Raw genomic sequence first — 18,429 nt, forward strand, 5'->3', positions numbered from 1 at the left:
TTTGGGGAGCGTTGCTCCGCGCTTGATTTTTCTGGCATCAATCTGTCATTGTGGTGATAACACCTCACAGCGGGTAGTATTTATGATTGCACAACGTTTTATTCACCTCCGGGTACATAGCGATTACTCAATGATCGATGGACTCGTTAAAGTCGACTTGTTGGTAAAAAAAGCCTCTGCCCTGCATATGCCAGCTTTAGCTATCACAGATTTTACTAATTTATTCGGGCTAGTTAAATTTTACGGAAGCGCCCATGGTGTCGGTATTAAGCCTATTATTGGAGCAGATTTTTTTGTACAAAGTGAGATGCTGGGGAATGAACTAGCGGACTTGACTATTTTAGCAGCCAATAATGTGGGCTACCACAACTTAACTCTACTTATTTCATGCGCCTATAAGCGGGGATATGGGGCTGCTGGACCGGTGATTGATCGCGATTGGCTGATGAAGTATAGGGAGGGCTTGATTTTGCTCTCCGGAGGGCGAAAAGGGGATGTTGGAAAATACTTGATACGCGGTAATATTCCGAAGGTAGAAAAATGCCTAGCGTTTTATGAGATGCATTTCCCTGACCGATATTATCTGGAACTGATCCGCACCGGCCGAGCTGATGAAGAAATATATCTACAGGCTGCCGTTGCATTGGCATCTCGGCATGGTTTGCCGGTAGTTGCTACTAACGATGTACGCTTCACGAGTGCTGATGCTTTTGAAGCCCACGAGATCAGGGTAGCTATTCATGACGGGGTTACCCTCGATGACGTCAACCGTCCGCAAAATTATAGCCCACAGCAGTATATGCGTAGCGAAGAGGAAATGTGCGAATTGTTCTCCGATCTACCCGAAGCGCTGATAAACAGCGTAGAAATCGCACGCCGCTGTAACGTTACGATCCGCCTTGGAAAACATTTCCTACCGCAGTTCCCGACTGGTGAGATGTCCACCGAAGATTATTTGGTAAAGTGTGCTCGTGAAGGCTTAGAGAAACGACTAGATTTCTTATTTCCCGATGCGCATATGCGGCGCGAAAAGCGCGCCGCCTACGATAAACGTCTTGACATCGAGATGCAGGTTATAAACCAGATGGGGTTCCCAGGTTATTTTCTGATAGTAATGGAGTTTATTCAGTGGTCGAAAGATAATGGGGTACCAGTCGGGCCTGGGCGTGGATCAGGTGCCGGGTCGCTAGTAGCTTATTCTCTAAACATCACTGACCTGGACCCGTTAGCGTTTGATTTGCTATTTGAACGTTTTTTAAACCCAGAGCGCGTATCGATGCCAGACTTTGATGTTGATTTCTGTATGGAGAAGCGTGATTTGGTGATTGAGCATGTGGCTGAAACTTATGGCCGTGATGCTGTTTCGCAGATTATTACTTTCGGTACTATGGCAGCTAAAGCGGTTATCCGTGACGTTGGCCGAGTCCTTGGCCATCCTTACGGTTTTGTGGATCGGATTGCCAAGCTGGTTCCATTCGATCCGGGTATGACTCTGGGAAAAGCGCTTCTGTCGGTACCGCAATTACAGGCCATTTATGACGCCGATGAAGAGGTCAAGGCGTTAATTGATATGGCGCGCAAGATTGAAGGTGTCACGCGCAATGCCGGTAAACACGCTGGTGGCGTAGTGATTGCTCCAACTAAAATTACTGATTTTGCGCCACTTTATTGCGATTCTGAAGGTAACCATCCGGTTACCCAGTTCGATAAAAACGATGTGGAGTATGCCGGCCTAGTGAAGTTTGACTTCCTTGGCCTACGTACCCTGACAATTATCAATTGGGCGCTAACAATGATTAACGCCCGTCGTGCCCGTCAAGGTCTGGATTCCATCAATCTTGCCACTATTCCCTTTGGGGATAAGAAAAGCTTCGAGATGCTCCAGCGAGCCGAAACTACTGCAGTCTTTCAATTGGAATCTCGAGGCATGAAGGATCTAATCAAGCGCCTGCAGCCTGACTGTTTTGAGGATATGATTGCATTAGTGGCTCTATTCCGGCCCGGACCTCTACAATCAGGTATGGTAGAGAACTTTATCGATCGTAAACATGGTCGTGAAGCTATCTCTTATCCCGATTTCGAGTGGCAACACCCCTCGCTAAAACCTGTTCTTGAGCCGACTTACGGTATCATACTTTACCAGGAACAGGTGATACAGATCGCTCAAGTGCTAGCGGGCTATAGCTTGGGCAGCGCGGATATACTACGCCGTGCGATGGGGAAAAAGCAGCCGGAGGAGATGGCTAAACAGCGCTCTGTATTTAAATCTGGCGCGGAAAGTATCGGTATCGACGGCGAAATCGCTATGAAGATCTTCGACTTGGTAGAGAAATTTGCCGGCTATGGCTTCAACAAGTCTCACTCCGCTGCTTATGCGCTAGTATCTTATCAGACTCTATGGTTAAAGGCTCATTATCCCGCAGAATTTATGGCAGCGGTCATGACTGCCGATATGGATAATACTGAAAAAATTGTAGGGCTAGTTGATGAATGTTTGCGCATAGGCCTGAAAGTTTTGCCGCCGGACATCAATAGCGGACAGTATCATTTTCAAGTTAATGAAGAGGGGGAGATAGTTTACGGCATCGGCGCTATCAAAGGCGTTGGAGAAAAACCTATTGCAGCAATTATTGAAGCGCGCAACAAAAACGGTCACTTCCGTGAACTATTTGATCTTTGTGCTCGCGCCGATATTAAAAAGCTTAATCGCCGAATACTAGAAAAGCTGATTATGTCTGGTGCTTTCGACCGCTTAGGACCTCATCGCGCCGCACTTCTTTATGCTGTAGATGACGCAATCAAAGCAGCCACTCAGTACACTACAGCTAAAAAGAATGGGCAAAAAGATATGTTCGGTGTCCTTTCAGAGAATCCGGAAGAAGTGGAAGCCTCCTACAATACCGTGACTCCTTGGCCGGAGAAGGCGGTGCTGGATGGCGAGCGTGAAACGCTCGGTCTTTACTTGACCGGCCATCCCATCACGCAATATCTTCGCGAGATTTTATATTATTCGGGCGGGATGTGTCTGAAGGATATACACCCTACTGAGCGCGGTAAGATAGTGTGTGTGGGGGGGTTAGTGTTGTCTACGCGGGTTATGGTTACTAAGCGAGGCCAGCGGATCGGCGTTTGCACGTTAGACGATCGTTCAAGTCGGATGGATGTGATGTTGTTTACAGATGTACTCGAAAAATACCAGCATTTATTAGAAAAAGACCGTATCCTGATCGCCCAGGGCCAGGTGAGTTTTAATGATTTTAACGGCGGACTGAAAATGACGGCTCGCGAATTAACTGATATTAACGAAGCACGCGAAAAATATGCGCGCGGACTAGCTATCTCGCTAACCGACAAACAAATTGATGAGCAGTTTTTAAAACGTCTTCGTTTATCATTGGAACCCTATCGATCAGGGACGATCCCAGTGCATCTTTATTATCAAGGGCAAGATGCACATGTGCTGTTGCGCTTTGGGGAAGCCTGGAATGTCACCCCGACTGATCGCTTACTAAGTAACTTACGAACACTTGTAGGCAGTGAACAAGTGGAAGTAGAGTTTGACTAATATGGAAACATTATGAGTTTGAATTTTCTTGATTTTGAACAGCCGATTGCAGAGCTAGAAGCTAAAATTGACTCACTGACCGCAATCAATCGTCAAGAAAAAACATTAGACATTGATCTGAATGAAGAAGTGCAGCGTTTGCGTCAAAAAAGCGGGGACTTGACTCAGAAAATTTTCTCCAATCTAGGTGCCTGGCAAATAGCCCAGCTAGCTCGACATCCGATGCGCCCCTATACGCTAGATTATGTGCACAATATATTCACGGACTTTGACGAATTATCAGGTGATCGCGCGTATGCCGATGATAAAGCTATCATCGGAGGAATAGCGCGTCTGAATTCCCGGCCTGTTATGATCATCGGACATCAGAAAGGACGAGAAACGAAAGAGAAAATCCGACGCAATTTTGGGATGCCAGCGCCAGAGGGGTACCGAAAGGCGCTGAGGCTAATGGAGATGGCGGATCGTTTTAATCTGCCCCTACTAACTTTTATTGATACGCCAGGCGCATACCCGGGAGTTGATGCTGAGGAGCGAGGCCAATCTGAAGCTATCGCAAAAAACCTGCGAGAAATGTCGGGCCTGCGAGTCCCGGTGATTTGTACGGTGATAGGCGAAGGCGGTTCCGGTGGCGCGTTAGCTATTGGGGTGGGTGACAGGGTCAATATGCTGCAGTACAGTACCTATTCTGTGATCTCGCCCGAAGGATGCGCCTCCATTTTATGGAAAAATGCCGATAAAGCGGCTATCGCTGCCGAAGCTATGGGTATTATCGCCTCACGTTTGAAAGAACTGGATCTGATTGACAGCATCATTCTGGAGCCGTTGGGCGGCGCCCACCGAGATATGCAAGCTATTGCTTCTGCGCTGAAAACGCAACTTCTAGACGATCTGGTCGAGCTTGATGCTTTCAGCACGCAAGAGTTGCTCAGCAATCGTTATCACCGTCTGATGAATTATGGTTATTGCTGAGTAACCATTCTTGATGGCAGTTAGGCAGGGGGCTGACCTGTGATAGCTAATCCCAGATAGGTTGGTATCTATTTTTTAGTGTTTCCGGGTAATTGTAGTGAGTGTAACCAAGCCTACCTCCAGGACTCACGCTATCCTGCACTTCCCGGAGGGTTTTTGAATAATTGCAATATCTTATTACACGTAACTTAACAGGTGTTAATTATGGGGTGATTTATGAAAAAAAATTTTAAAAGTATTTCTACTGTTAGTGATTCTGAAACCTATTAAGCAGAGTATATTGTAATACGCTTATAGCTTCTTGAATGCATCAGAATTATTGATGCATGTCTCCGGACGGGTTGATGAGTGGGCACAGTTAGTTATGCTTGGGTGTAATTTCGTTCAGCGACTGACCAGTAACATGGTTCTATTTACCTGGACATCATGGCCGGAGAGACGCATGTGAGAATTACTTTGCTATGCTTTGAACCGAAACATGGCTAGTTTTGGTAACTGCATGTATGTGATACCCCAAAGTTTACACCCAGCATTGATTTACTTTTTCTTAAAAGTTCAGACTCATGTTAAAAAAAATACAAACGTTCATTAATCTTTATATTATATTGCAATATTCATCGCAACAGAGGGTCTCTTTGATTCAGGTTTCAATCGCTGATGATGAAGTAAATGTTTGTCGTTTCGCTAAGGGCGGTATGAGGTCGCGCTGACTTTATTTATCAACTGATAAAGCTGTTGGCGAGCTATATAGAGCATGCTTTTTATAGAAAAACTAGACTTAAACTAAGTAAAAGTACCCACATTCGACCGTACCTCATTACTAAAATTTGTTGGCGAAGTAGTAGAATAGACCGCCTGGTAGTATAAAGTTGAATAAAACCGCGTATGGCGTAGCTCTATGAGCCAGTAAACTGGCTTCAATGCGTTTCTGAATATGTCTTCGAAACCATCAGTTTCGTGAAGAAATAAATTGTAGTAACGTGGGATCGAAGAATCAGACTGCATGAAAATATGATACATGCCAGATACCAATCACGTTCTACGAATATTCATCATCGAAGCAAATTCTGCTTTATACGGCAACGGCATTCTGTGCTAGAAAAAACGATTTGAGTTGCATTTACCGCTTCTTTGCTAAACATTAGCAATAAACAGTAGTTTCTCATCATGCTAGGACAAAGTTATTGACGTCATCGAGCTAATAGGGTGTAATATAATAATTGCCCGGATAGCTCAGTTGGTAGAGCAGAGGATTGAAGATCCTCGTGTCCTTGGTTCGATTCCGAGTCCGGGCGCCATCAGAATTAAGTACATGCTGCCTAAGAGCGATTTTATAGCTGTAATGCATTCTCTTTAAATTTTTTATTCCTTAATCAATTTATGCAAAATTATTTATTACAATGCACCTGTATTCTAGGTGTATTATTTCCGGCGCCCTCTGGTTTAAGAGATAATGATTAGATAATTTGACATTTTAAGCAAGCACTAGATTCGTGCATTTAATATCTGTAGTTTTGATTGTATAGGTTACAATAACTAAGAAGCCTGCTGACAGCAATGCGATGAAGCAACGTCAGACTCTGAGAGTACGGAGTCTGTGAGTAAGAGATTGGCTCCATGCATGAAGCAATTATCTTACGCCTAGTAGCCGAATACGTATCTACTCTGTTCATCTCATGCACTATAGTAGTCATTAAAAAAGAGGTGTCGGAGTTTTGAAAAGTGTACTCAAGGAACGCCTTTACTCCAGTTGAAATAGATTCAGATTTCGCTAAGATGACCGGATGTTTTTTCTCACAAAACGAGAAAATAATCAGATCACAAAAAATTTTAAAATACAGTGAAATGATCTATGTGATGGTTCCGATTAACAAAATACAGAGTGTTAATGATATCACAAAGAAGCGCCGGCAGCATAAATAGTATATCCCTCCTGAACAATCCGAGGAAAGTTAGTTGACCGGTATTGACAATATACGTCACTGCGGCAATGCTCTCTTAAGACAGCAACTTCAGTCACTATTTCCCCCTCAGAAAAAAGGGGGGATATTAGCTAGCTGTTATGTTATGAGGGTCACTATATTCTCAGAAATCAACATTTGAGACATTTCCTATCCGCAATAGGCATTTCCCGGTTTAAAATACTTTCAGGTAATTATTTGATTCTCAGTGATGTAGTTATTCTAATAAAGTTAGGTGATTAACATCGTTAAAGTATTGCAGAAGATTAGCCTGTTAGGCATGCCGAAGAGCGCTCGTATCGTGTTGAAGTAATTCTGATCGCCTCTAACTTGTAACAAACATTTATTTATAAAACTATTGCCTAGTAATGACAATATATTTGTCAGAGACATGGGCATCACGTGAATTTTATGCACTCACATGCAATCTCTGGATTGTGAGGATTTTTTTTCAAAAAAAACCGATAAATGACAACATGATGAAATCATATATGATTATTTATTAATGTTGCACGTCGGGATTGACGATTTTTTTCGGCTTTTATATTAGTTACTAGTCTAACGTGAATCAATGTCTTTTTAGTATTTTGTTATAGTATGTAATCACAAAGATCAGCATGCGTTTCTCATGGGGAAAGAACCAAACAGGGTATTGTATACTACAAGCAGTTTTTTAAGTTTAGAGGTCGTCATGATTAAAAAAATCGGTGTGCTGACAAGTGGTGGTGATTCACCGGGCATGAATGCGGCCATTAGGGGTGTGGTTCGGTCTGGCCTTTCTGAAGGCTTAGAAGTTTACGGCATTTATGATGGCTATCTAGGCTTATTTCAGAATCGAATGGCGAAACTAGACCGTTATAGCGTTTCAGATATGATTAACCGTGGAGGCACCTTTCTCGGTTCGGCACGTTTCCCTGCCTTCCGAGAGGCAGGCACTCGCGCGATCGCGATTGAAAACATGGCTCAGCGAGGTCTGGATGCGCTAGTAGTGATAGGCGGAGACGGCTCCTATATGGGTGCTAAGCACTTGACAGAAATGGGTCCCCCCTGTATTGCCCTACCTGGCACTATTGATAATGACGTGGCAGGTACTGATTACACCATTGGCTACTTTACCGCGCTGGAAACCGTCGTCGAAGCTATTGACCGTCTTCGTGATACGTCTACTTCACATCAGCGTATTTCCATTGTGGAGGTCATGGGACGGTATTGTGGTGATTTAACTATGGCAGCTGCTATCGCCGGCGGTTGTGAATTTATTGTTTTGCCTGAAGTAAAATTCAAACCAGAAGACCTAGTTGACGAAATCAAGGCGGGTATTGCTAAAGGCAAAAAACATGCCATTGTCGCGATTACTGAACATATCTGTAATGTCGCTGAGCTGGTGCAATACATAGAAAAAGAAACGGGACAGGAAACGCGGGCCACGGTACTGGGCCATATTCAGCGCGGCGGAACGCCGGTAGCCTATGACCGTATTTTGGCCTCACGCATGGGCGCGTACTCCATCGAGTTATTGTTGCAGGGTTATGGCGGCCATTGTGTCGGCGTGCAGAATGAACGGCTTCTGCATCACGAAATCGTCGACGCCATTAAAAATATGAAACGCCCCTTCCGCAGCGATATTTTAGAAACGGCAAAAAAACTATTCTAATTTTACCAGTTGGTTTGTCTGCGAGGGCTTAAAGGAGCGCGCTTTAGCCTTCCTCGCACCGGTGAACCTTATAATAATATGCATCTATATTATATGGTACTCTTATGTCAGTTGTTTTAGATCCACTCTTATGGTTTATGCATCCTCAGAAGAGCTTAGAGACTATTTTGAATAAATTTTATTTTTTATTATTTTCTGAGATCATGAGACTCATTGTAAAACATGATCTCTATATCAAAGCGCACGTTTTAAATTACTCCCTCTCTGAGTTATAAAAAAGCCCTCAACCAACGCAGGTATCAAATGATATGATAGAGATTGTAGCCATATGTCCGAATGGACGGATAGCAGTTCTGCAGAGTAGTAGGAAGAGCCGCTTTGCAACTTCGATAGGGTGCACAACCATATCTTGAATAATAAAACAACTATGTGGTCCTTCGTTGAAAAGAATAAAAATATTTATTGACTCAAGTTTTGAACTTATGCATTTTTTGTTAAAAATGTTGGTATTCTTTTCGTGAAGCGAAAAAAATAAAACATTTTAGCAGAAAAAAATACTCGGTCATATTTCGTACTTAGCTAGTGATAGCACCAGACTTGCATTGTCTCGTGAAAGAAAATGCGCGGTCTGACGGGGGTGTTTTAAAACACACAAAGAGTGCTATACGAGTTATTTAGCAGAAGGTACAATAATTAATGAAATTATCTGCGCAGATTTTATAAAGCGCGCTAGTCTGAAAGGTCGTCTAGTGTTGTCTTATGGCGTTCAGAAGACACACTACTCCTGCGTTTATCTATTGCCGAAGTTCGCAATATGCGCTAAAAGACATCAATGATAGCTATTTTCTTAAAGAGAAGCAACTACGTAAAAGTAATAATACCCGGAGAAGACAAGAGGCAATCACTATCTCTTACAGGCTAACGCGACCATGTTTTAGTTAAAGAGACTGTAGGGTGGTTATTTGGTTCTGCTTGTCTACAATGGGCAGATACAAGGGTAAAGGTGATAGCAATATAGCTATAGTCTATAACCAGATCACACGGTGAGAAATATAACACGCCGTTAATCTTGCGTAGCGATAGCCTTGCTAGCGCCCTAGTTGTCATAAGGTATCGCGCTTGTCTCAATACATGAAACAGAAGACGGCGTGTAGCTAAACAAACTTCTACGATAGACACAATGACAGCGCCATTAGGCGGTTCGGCTATTGCGGTCAGGCTACTAGAGTAAAAATCGTATTTTTAGGAAATAAGGGAAAGACACGCTTTAGGTCTAAGAGGAGGTGAAGTTGAGGAAAAGCAATTTTTAGCATCAGCGAGTCTGAAAGTCGATTGTAAGAGAATGTTAGCCTATTCGTTTATTTTCATTCAATGATTTAATCGTGTTATTTTTAAACTAGCATGATAAAGAGCGTACCAAGAATAAACCACGTTAACCATAACTATGAGCGCTGTAAAAAAAAATACCGCTCGTAAACTATAACTGGTTGCAATCAAGGCGCCGAGGCATGGCCCGCTAAGGTTACCCATATCGCGAAAAGATTGGTTATAGCTAAAAATACGGCCAGCAACCCGGTTAGAGGAGTGATAAACCAATAGGGCTTGCACTGCTGGAATGAGTGAGCCATCAGTCACGCCCAATAAAAAACGCAGCGCACCCAACTGCCAGGGGGTGTGAACGAATGACATGGGAATCAGCAGCAGCACTGATAATGCCATCATGCTAATCAAGATGCGTGCGGGGCCGACTCGATCGTTAAGCTGACCCATGCGGGGTGCGCTGAGGAGCGCGGCCATGCCGGGTGCAGCTGCAATCATGCCACTAATAAATGCAAGGTTTTGTGAATGGCCTGTCAGCTCTCGGATATACAGTGTTAGTATAGGCGAGATAGAGCCTGTAGCGACCTGGATAATCAGTGTAGTGAAAAACAAACTTAGCACTATGTTTGGGTTTTTTAGAGAAGCTAGCACTTGCTTACAAGTGAGTATATCTTTTTTATTAACGGGCGTAAAATGCTCCTCTATAAATAGGAGTGTGGTTATAAAACCGATGAACAATAGCAGTGCGGTAATGCAAAATACCAGGCGAAAACCATAGAGATCTGCCAGCAGCCCGCCTACTAGGGGGCCTATCAGGGTACCGCTAACCGCACCGGTGGACAGAGTTCCTAGTGCCCATCCGATCTTGTTGCGGGGTGCCTGGGTGGCTATAAGTGCGTGAGCATTAGGCACGAAGCCGCCAAGCATCCCAAGCAGCGCTCGTAAAAGCAACAATTGCCATACGTTCTGCGCCTCGCCTATTAGCAGCATGATAATAGCCATGCCTAGCGCTGAGCGTAGCAACATGACTTTACGACCTTTGCGATCGGCAAGGCCACCCCATATCGGGGATGCGATAGCGGAAAAAAGAAACGTGATGCTGAATACTGCACCGGACCAAAGATGCAGTTTTTCTGGAGAGGATACTCCCAAAAGCTCAACGTAGAGAGGCAGGAACGGCATGACTAAACTAAAGGCGGTGCCGCTGAGAAAACAGCCTACCCAGCTTACAAAAAGATTACGTTTCCAATTGATGAGCAGCGGTGCCAGCGTCATGATGTCCTGGTTGCGTATTTACGGCGGTCGATAAAAAATAAGGTTAAGAACGCTATCGCCGGAGGTTAAGAGAGAGAATATAGTATGACCCTAAAGGGCTTCAGGGGCAATTTTACTACTCTTTATATGAGCGGTATTCGCAATTGCCCTACCCAGAAGATCTTGATAAGGTAGGAATAAGCGGTACAGAAAGCGCTTGCTAGGTCGAAGGTTTGTATACCAATAATGCAGAAGGCATATATGCTGATGAGCGCCCAACGCATGTTTCTCTGTCCCCTTCTGTAGATAGTTAGTGCGTAGTTCTTTTCTGCTGTGGTAGCCTACGACCCAGACGTGATTGATACTAAAGTAAATGCAGACTTAATAATATATTACCTCATGATCTTATCATACATCATTACTAATGTTTTATTAAACACCTTGACTTCTAGGGATGCATTGTTTTAGTTGACCGTCTGCATGTTAACATAAAAACTCTATAGAAACGAAAAAACCTATACCCCTAACTAGCAACTGATAAAAAAGCTTTTCAAGCAGAGAGGTGCTCTGGGAAGATGCATGGATTAATCAAGCGTTTCTTTTTTATGGGAGAAGCAGCCTGCGCTTGAAGCGCTTATCAGCTTCATTCTGCACGTAGATACAAGGATGATCAAGGGTATAACAAATGAAACAAATATCTTTCCTCTCACTCAGGACATGCAAGACAGGGACTCATGTAATCCCGCTTTTTAAAATTATGCCGTTGTTCATAAGGTACGTAGACTTTTTTCGTTGCGATCGAGAAAAGGCACTTAAAATTACGATGAATAGCTCAATGCACGGTAAAGGTGATGATTGAGATGTTCATCTCACCAGATGTAAAGTTTTTTATCAAGGATAAAAATCAGGCTGGGTATCATAGTTTCAAAAAAAATCAGGGCATCGTATAAACTGCATCTGGAAGTAGATAGCGCGCAGAATAAAATGGATTATTGTTGTTGGTTTCACCACCATTGGCTAGATTAGATTAATTGTTACTATGTCGCCTCCTTACAATCGTAGATTATCAGGAGGCAAGTTATCTACATCACGCTCGGAAAGGGGTTCATGTCGGCCCCGGCCGACGTCAGTTCCTGACTGACTAATAGGCCAAAAATTCTTACGGTTCAAAATAACAGCTTCACCAGGGTGTTATTTACCAAACATTTTTCGAATCCAATTTTCTATTCTATTACGATATTGCTCCTCACCACCCAATGGTAGGGGGATTTGCTTCGGTTGACTCGTTGGCTTAGAGTGACGCCGTAGTGGCTCTTGGGGCAACTGGCATAGCTCTTTAGGATTATATGTCCATACAGGCAATGTTCGTATTCCTTTTTCGCTATTACATATGAAATTCCCAGAACAGTCGATAGGCATCTGAACGATGCCTTCAGGTGGCGTCAAGTTTAGAGTTAATGGTGCTTGTTTCTCTAAATAACGGCGATACAGCGTTAGTGCGCCGTTGGCGCCGGTTAACTTAGCCGGGCCGTTGTTATCGCGACCAACCCAGGCAATACATACTTCTTTTCCATCGATACCAGCAAACCAGCTATCGCGTAGATCGTTAGTAGTTCCAGTTTTCGCTGCCAAACCAGAAGATGGAAACTTTAATGAGAGCGCACGAGAGGTTCCGTGTGAGACTACTTGTTGCATTGCATATAGCGTGAGGTACGCAGCTTGCGCGGGTACCACCCTCTCCGACTGAGGAAAGCTTTGATATAATACGGCGCCATCTTCCGCTACGACGGATCTCAGCGCTGATAGCGTAGCATGGTTACCGCCACTGGCGATGGTCTGAAACTCCTGCGCTACTTCCATCAGCGTGAGGCTGGTGGCACCAAGTAATATAGAGGGGACCGGCTGCAGCATAGATGACTGTATTCCAAGCTTAACCAAAGTAGCAGTAATGCGATCAAGCCCTACGGAGAGGCCAAGATTGACCGTCGGCACGTTGAGTGAATTTGTTAATGCATCTATTAGCATAACTTTACCGCGAAACTGCCGATCGTAATTTTTTGGCGACCATATACGGCCGTTTTGTTGCTTAAGGTTAAGCGGTTCATCTGCAATCCAAGTATTCAGCCGATATTTATCCGGCTCGCTCAAGGCAGTCAGGTAGGTGACTGGTTTTGCTAGCGACCCTACAGATCGGCGCGCCTGCATTGCGCGGTTAAATCCGGGGAAGTGCGGCTCCGCTCCTCCGACCATAGCGCGCACTTCCCCGCTGCAGCGATCGACTACGACCATCGCGGCCTCTAGATCCTTAACACCCCGCACAGCGCGAAGCACGGGCACGCCCTTCTCCAGCGATGTTTCAGCTGCATCTTGCGACAAAGGATCTAAGGTGGTAAAAATTTTAACACCGGACAGATCGTTGATTTTTTCGCCCAGCTTGCTTTTCAGCTCTTCGCGGACCATCTGCATAAAGGCCGGCTGTGGGGTCAGGCCCCCTCTTCGTTCCTGTACCCCCAAGGGTCTGGTGCTGAGCGTGTGATATAGTTCATGGTTGATAATTTTTTGATGCTCTAGCAATTTCAGGACTAGATTTCGGCGCTCTAGAGAGAGCACGGGATTACGCCAAGGATTATACAGAGAGGCCCCTTTTACCATTCCGACCAACATCGCCTGCTGGTTGAGACTGAGTTCATTAATTGGGCGGCCGAAGTAATGCAGACTCGCTAGAGGGAAACCTCGAATCTGATCGCTACCACTTTGCCCTAGATATACCTCGTTGAGATATAGCTCTAGAATGCGATCCTTGCTGTAACGGTAATCGACGATTAACGCCATATAAGCTTCATTAGCCTTTCGCCAAAGAGAGCGTTGGTTGGTTAAAAATAGGTTTTTCACTAGTTGCTGTGTTAGAGTACTCCCCCCCTGAACGGCACGACCAGCTGTAATGTTAGCTAGAAATGCACGGCCGATAGAAGATAGGTTAATACCATCATGCTCATAGAAATGACGGTCTTCGGTGGCGATGATGGTATCAACCAGCAGGTCCGGGAAACCGGCGCGTGGCATGAATAGTCGCTGTTCGCCCTTTGGAGATTGCAGCATGGTTATTAAACGAGGGTCGAGGCGGAAAAATCCGAAATTTCGTTCGGTGTCCTGGTTTTTAATCTCTAAAAGTTGATTGTTACCAAACGTCATACGGACGTGGATTGCCCCCTCCATGCCGTCCGGGAAATCGAATGACCGACGTAAGAGTTCAATACTATTGCCGCGTATAGTGAATTCTCCCGGACGGGTAATGCGAGCTACCTGGCAGTATTGCATCCCCTCAAGAAGCTTAGTTATGGCGCTACGGCTGTAAGACATTCCTGACTCCAGGCTTACCATGCGTCCATAGACCGCCGCGGGCAGCTGCCAGACCTTCCCATTAATGCGTTGACGGATCTGAGCATCTAAATACACACCATAGATAGCGATCACGAAGCTCAGCAGCATCACGATGCTGATAAACCACCATCCAAGATGACTACGTTTTTTCCAAGGAGCGTGTAATCGGCTCCTACGTAACGGCGTCACTGGCTCTTCTTCATGACTTCTCCAACTGTCATCATGATCATCCCTCGACCGTCTTCGTTCAGCTTTTCGGTCTGACGTGTGTTCATAGCGCCCGATAGGTTCACGCTCATTTCTAGACATCGTTCATTCCTCTCTCTACTGCGACAGTCAATCCGTCTACTCTCTTCCGACGCAGTGCCTGGTCGTAAGCGGAGACCTATGCATGTCTTGTGATGACTTTATTACACCTGCTCCACCCGGGTAGCGCCGTTACCAGATCATTCAGTTAAGAGTGTTTTAAAGAATGAGTTGTCATGCTTTACACCTCGCGATAGGGTTTAGGCTAAGTAGGGGTTAAGGTATGGGGCGCGGATTGCGTATCTACCCATGAGCAGAGAGTAGGCGCTTCCTGAGGACCGTGTGACACAAGGGGATGCGGGGGAAAAGTAAGGCTGGGAGATATAACGCCCAGGTAAGCCGTATAACAGGTTACCGGGGCGTGATAGCCGGCATCAAGCATATGTGGATCCACGGCAGGGTGTTTAGAGCTATACGGTCGCCTGTGATGCAGGTATGCCCCCCAGCTAGGGAAAACTGAGCGGTTTTGCTGATACCCTGCTAAGTAACTCCAGGCAGAAGGGGTAAACGCAGTGCAGAGAATTCCTATCGCATGGTTCATAAGTGCTATTTTATTATGGCGTAATGTTTTGCAATACTATATTGATGACAATAATGCCGCTTGCGCAGCGTCAGGGTTCATTTCGGTCTCAGAAGGGGAGGTATTGAGCCGTTAATGTGTCTTTTTTATTATACTATAATACCCCGTTCAGCATCGCTCAATCCATATGCTGTCCGCGGTTTATGAGTTTCGGAACTATTGATCTCTTTTTACAACTCATGGACATTATTTGACCGCGCATTATGGTGTACTCTACACGTAAAAATGACGTTAGTTTTATGTTAAGGTATTGTTGCTATTTAGATAAAATGTTGAAAAAATCTTTTCGGCTCAGTGAGCTGAGTGATTGCTTGTTGTTTATTAAATATATTTAATTTTCAGGCCATCACCGGCCTCTTGACGCGCTTTATTCAACAAATGGGTTCTGCGGGTCAAGAAAAGCGCAAAGTTATCTAAGTCTCTTACTCACCACAAGCGTTTTACGCATCTCGTTCTTTAAAAATGCGAAAAGCGAGTATATCATAGCATCGTTGTATGGGTAGAGAAAACCGCCCTTAAACCGCGGGGTGACTAATAATCTGCTCAGCTAAAATTATAACAATAGTGCTAATGAGTTTTTTAATAAAAACTTTTAGTATTGCTTCATCCGTTCTTTTGTTAATCACGCGATCCGGTTACATAAACTGTTTTATGTAATTCACTCTCAATAGAGCGATCAAGAGCATTGTTTATTTTCTTAGAATATCCAGCATACGCGTGCATCAGAATAGGGAAGTAAAACATTACCTAATCATAATAAAGTCATTAACAGAAAAGACAGGTTACTAATAGTACTTAAGCTACGTTTTTAATAAACATGTTATCATCCCTAGTAAGCCTCATCTGAGCGTCTTGACCAAGCGAGTAACTGTAATGGCTATCTAGTGCAAACTATTTTCTTAAGTCGCCTGATAGAAAAATAGAGCATGATCCTATGTTATTAGGCAATGTTAGCAGTAAAGACCTGTCGTCTCGGTGTACCAAGTTCTTGTACGGTCTATTTGATGCGTTTAAGTTATATAGATCAATCGTTTCAATTAAACAGGATCATACAATCCGTGTATTAAATACGACTATTTACATCTAGTATTTCGACCTGTCAACAATGATGAGAAAGAACTACAGGTATCCAAAAAAGTCTAGAAAATTTCTAATAAAACACACTACGCGGCCCTTTAGATAAAGATTAATTACCGATATATTAGAAAGTCAATAAAACCTTTAATTATAACCAATTTCAATTGTCGCGTCAACACGCTCAGCGTTTAAAAATTATGAGGTGATATTTTAACTGATTGAGTAAAGTGCTATGTCTAGCGCTAAGGAGGAGAGATGAGTATGCGCGAGAAAATAGAAAAAAAAATCAGGTCAAAATTTGCGCCTTTTTACCTAGAAGTGCTGGACGAAAGTGACTCCCATAATGTTCCAGTAGGCGCTGAGAGTCATTTTAAAGTGGTTGTGGTGAGTGATCAGTTTAACACCGAGACTGCCCTGAGCCGTCATCGAAAGATATACGGTGTTTTGGCAGATGAGCTGACGGGGGCTTTGCATGGGTTGGCTCTACACGCTTATACGCTCATGGAATGGGAAGAACTAAAGGCGCAGGCACCAGTCTCTCCAACGTGTCATAGCGACGTGCTGACTACCCTCAACTGTATCGATAAATAGTCTACCGATTCATCGGATGGGGCAACCACTCATTCCGTCCTGCGTCTTTATATGTTCTTTAGGCTTATGCACGGCAAAAAGTCGTGCTACGCTCGACTCATGAGATCTTTCTCGCTATAATTACAAACCTGAATATTTTCGGACGTCATGCGGGATGTGTCTGACGACGACGAGCGGTGCTTTGAAAACAGCTTCTGGCAATGATCGAGCACTATGATTGTTTTGAGGTAAAAGATGCAAGTTTTTGTTGAGAGCACTGCAGGTCTGGGGCGCCGCATAAATATCACCATTGATGCTGAAATACTTGAGCTAGCAGTGAAAATTGAATTAGCGAACATCGCTAAAAAAGTTCATGCTCATGGCTTTCGGAAAGGGAAAGTACCTATAAATATAGTTGCACAGCGCTATGGCGCTACTGTCCGTCGAGATGCGATACGCGCGTTAATGCAGCGACATTGTGTCGACGCTCTGATCCAGGAAAAAATCAATCCAGTGGGCGAGCTGCATTACACCCCGGGTGAATACAAGACCGGGGAGACGTTTACCTATACGGTGGAATTTGAAGTCTACCCCACAGTAGAGCTAACGGGTCTGGATCGGCTTGAGATTGAAAAGCCGCATGTGGAAGTGAAGGATATTGACGTAGACACTATGCTAGCAACGCTCCGCAAGCAGCTCGCGGATTGGAAAGAAACCGCTGATGCAGCGGGCTCGGAAGACCGCGTCACCTTCGACTTTGTTGGCACTATTGACGGCGAAGCATTTGAGGGAAGCAAAGCTAGTGACTTTGTCCTAGTCATGGGAGAGGGGCGCATGATCCCCGGTTTTGAAGAAGGTCTGATCGGTCATAAAGCAGGCGAAAGATTTAACATCAGTATCACCTTCCAAGAAGACTACCCCTCCGAAGCTTTACAAGGTAAAGTCTCACAGTTCTCCGTTGAGCAAAAGAAAGTCGAACAGTGTGTGCTGCCGGAAATGGATGAAGCCTTCATTAAGCGTTTCGGCGTAGCTGACGGTACCTTGCCAAGCCTGCGTGCTGCAGTGCGTCAAAACATGGAGCGCGAGATGAAAAAGGCTGTGCGCAAACGCGTGAAGACCCAGGTGATTGACGGGCTGCTGAGCACTAACGACATTCATCTTCCTGCGGCGCTGGTCGATAATGAAATCGAGTTCTTGAAAAGCCACGCGGTTCAGGGTGTTGGCGGAAACGAACAGCGGGATTTAGAAATGTCGCGTGAGCTATTTGAAGAACAGGCAAAGCGCCGCGTCAAGATCGGTCTCCTGCTAGGCACGGTTATTCAACAACATAAACTAAAAGTAGACGAAGCCCGTGTAAGAGCGCTAATTGAAGAAAGAGCCTCCATGTACGAAGATCCGAAAGAAGTGATCGAGTTCTACGGTAAGCATCAAAATCTGATGGAAAACATACGCAACGAGGCGATAGAAGAACAAGCAGTTGAAGCTCTGTTGCTCACCGCTCGTGTAGTTGAAAAAGAAACCTGTTTTAATGACTTGATGTATCAGTCGAGCGCTTCGTAGCGGCCATAATGTTTATTACGTGCGGTCTTAAGCGTCATGCATTATTTTTTATAGCCTGTCATCCTGTGGTGATAGGCTTTTCATAAGTGGTTGATAATATTAACGGTGATCAATATTGCTATATTGAATTGTTAAGCAGTGGGCAAGATAGGCTGCAATGACTGTTGTAAAATAAACTATATAATTTAATATCATGTGGTTTTACGATGCAGTTTTAGTAGAGAATCTT

7 protein-coding genes and 1 tRNA gene are annotated in these 18,429 nt (G+C 44.4%); 6 read left to right on the forward strand and 2 right to left on the reverse strand.

Going from position 1 to position 18,429, the window contains the following annotated elements:
• The first annotated feature begins 82 nt into the window (after positions 1-82).
• The 4 genes from dnaE to pfkA all read left to right on the forward strand — a co-directional run bounded on the left by dnaE (position 83) and on the right by pfkA (position 8,152).
• Positions 83-3,565, forward strand: a complete 3,483-nt coding sequence (gene dnaE / locus A359_RS04055; protein WP_014888611.1) for a DNA polymerase III subunit alpha — start codon at positions 83-85, stop codon at positions 3,563-3,565.
• A 12-nt stretch (positions 3,566-3,577) separates the two neighbouring features.
• Positions 3,578-4,537 carry an acetyl-CoA carboxylase carboxyl transferase subunit alpha gene (accA, locus tag A359_RS04060; protein ID WP_014888612.1) on the forward strand — a complete coding sequence of 320 codons (960 nt, stop codon included), beginning with the start codon at positions 3,578-3,580 and terminating at the stop codon, positions 4,535-4,537.
• A 1,222-nt stretch (positions 4,538-5,759) separates the two neighbouring features.
• Positions 5,760-5,835, forward strand: a tRNA-Phe gene (locus tag A359_RS04065).
• A 1,354-nt stretch (positions 5,836-7,189) separates the two neighbouring features.
• Positions 7,190-8,152, forward strand: a complete 963-nt coding sequence (gene pfkA, locus A359_RS04075; RefSeq protein WP_014888614.1) for a 6-phosphofructokinase — start codon at positions 7,190-7,192, stop codon at positions 8,150-8,152.
• Between the two features lie 1,368 nt (positions 8,153-9,520).
• Here the strand turns inward: pfkA and mdtG are convergent.
• Together mdtG and mrcB are read right to left on the reverse strand one after the other, a co-directional pair.
• The gene (gene mdtG / locus A359_RS04080) at positions 9,521-10,747 is read right to left on the reverse strand and encodes a multidrug efflux MFS transporter MdtG (RefSeq protein WP_014888615.1); all 1,227 of its coding nucleotides are present in this window, start codon (positions 10,745-10,747) and stop codon (positions 9,521-9,523) included.
• A 1,170-nt stretch (positions 10,748-11,917) separates the two neighbouring features.
• A complete protein-coding gene (gene mrcB / locus A359_RS04085; RefSeq protein WP_014888616.1) occupies positions 11,918-14,416 on the reverse strand; it encodes a bifunctional glycosyl transferase/transpeptidase in 2,499 nt (832 codons plus the stop codon).
• A 1,909-nt stretch (positions 14,417-16,325) separates the two neighbouring features.
• Between mrcB and bolA the strand changes: the two genes are divergently transcribed.
• Entirely contained in the window at positions 16,326-16,661 is a 336-nt protein-coding gene (bolA, locus tag A359_RS04090) for a transcriptional regulator BolA (RefSeq protein WP_014888619.1), read from the forward strand.
• A gap of 234 nt (positions 16,662-16,895) precedes the next feature.
• Positions 16,896-18,200 carry a trigger factor gene (gene tig / locus A359_RS04095; RefSeq protein WP_014888620.1) on the forward strand — a complete coding sequence of 435 codons (1,305 nt, stop codon included), beginning with the start codon at positions 16,896-16,898 and terminating at the stop codon, positions 18,198-18,200.
• Positions 18,201-18,429 lie beyond the last annotated feature (229 nt).

Source organism: secondary endosymbiont of Ctenarytaina eucalypti (genome assembly GCF_000287335.1).
Lineage (GTDB): Bacteria > Pseudomonadota > Gammaproteobacteria > Enterobacterales > Enterobacteriaceae.

Coding starts and splice junctions, on each gene's coding strand:
- mrcB (WP_014888616.1), bottom strand. CDS start 14,416: ATGTCTAGAAATGAGCGTGAACCTATCGGGCGCTATGAACACACGTCA.
- dnaE (WP_014888611.1), top strand. CDS start 83: ATGATTGCACAACGTTTTATTCACCTCCGGGTACATAGCGATTACTCA.
- bolA (WP_014888619.1), top strand. CDS start 16,326: ATGAGTATGCGCGAGAAAATAGAAAAAAAAATCAGGTCAAAATTTGCG.
- mdtG (WP_014888615.1), bottom strand. CDS start 10,747: ATGACGCTGGCACCGCTGCTCATCAATTGGAAACGTAATCTTTTTGTA.
- tig (WP_014888620.1), top strand. CDS start 16,896: ATGCAAGTTTTTGTTGAGAGCACTGCAGGTCTGGGGCGCCGCATAAAT.
- accA (WP_014888612.1), top strand. CDS start 3,578: ATGAGTTTGAATTTTCTTGATTTTGAACAGCCGATTGCAGAGCTAGAA.
- pfkA (WP_014888614.1), top strand. CDS start 7,190: ATGATTAAAAAAATCGGTGTGCTGACAAGTGGTGGTGATTCACCGGGC.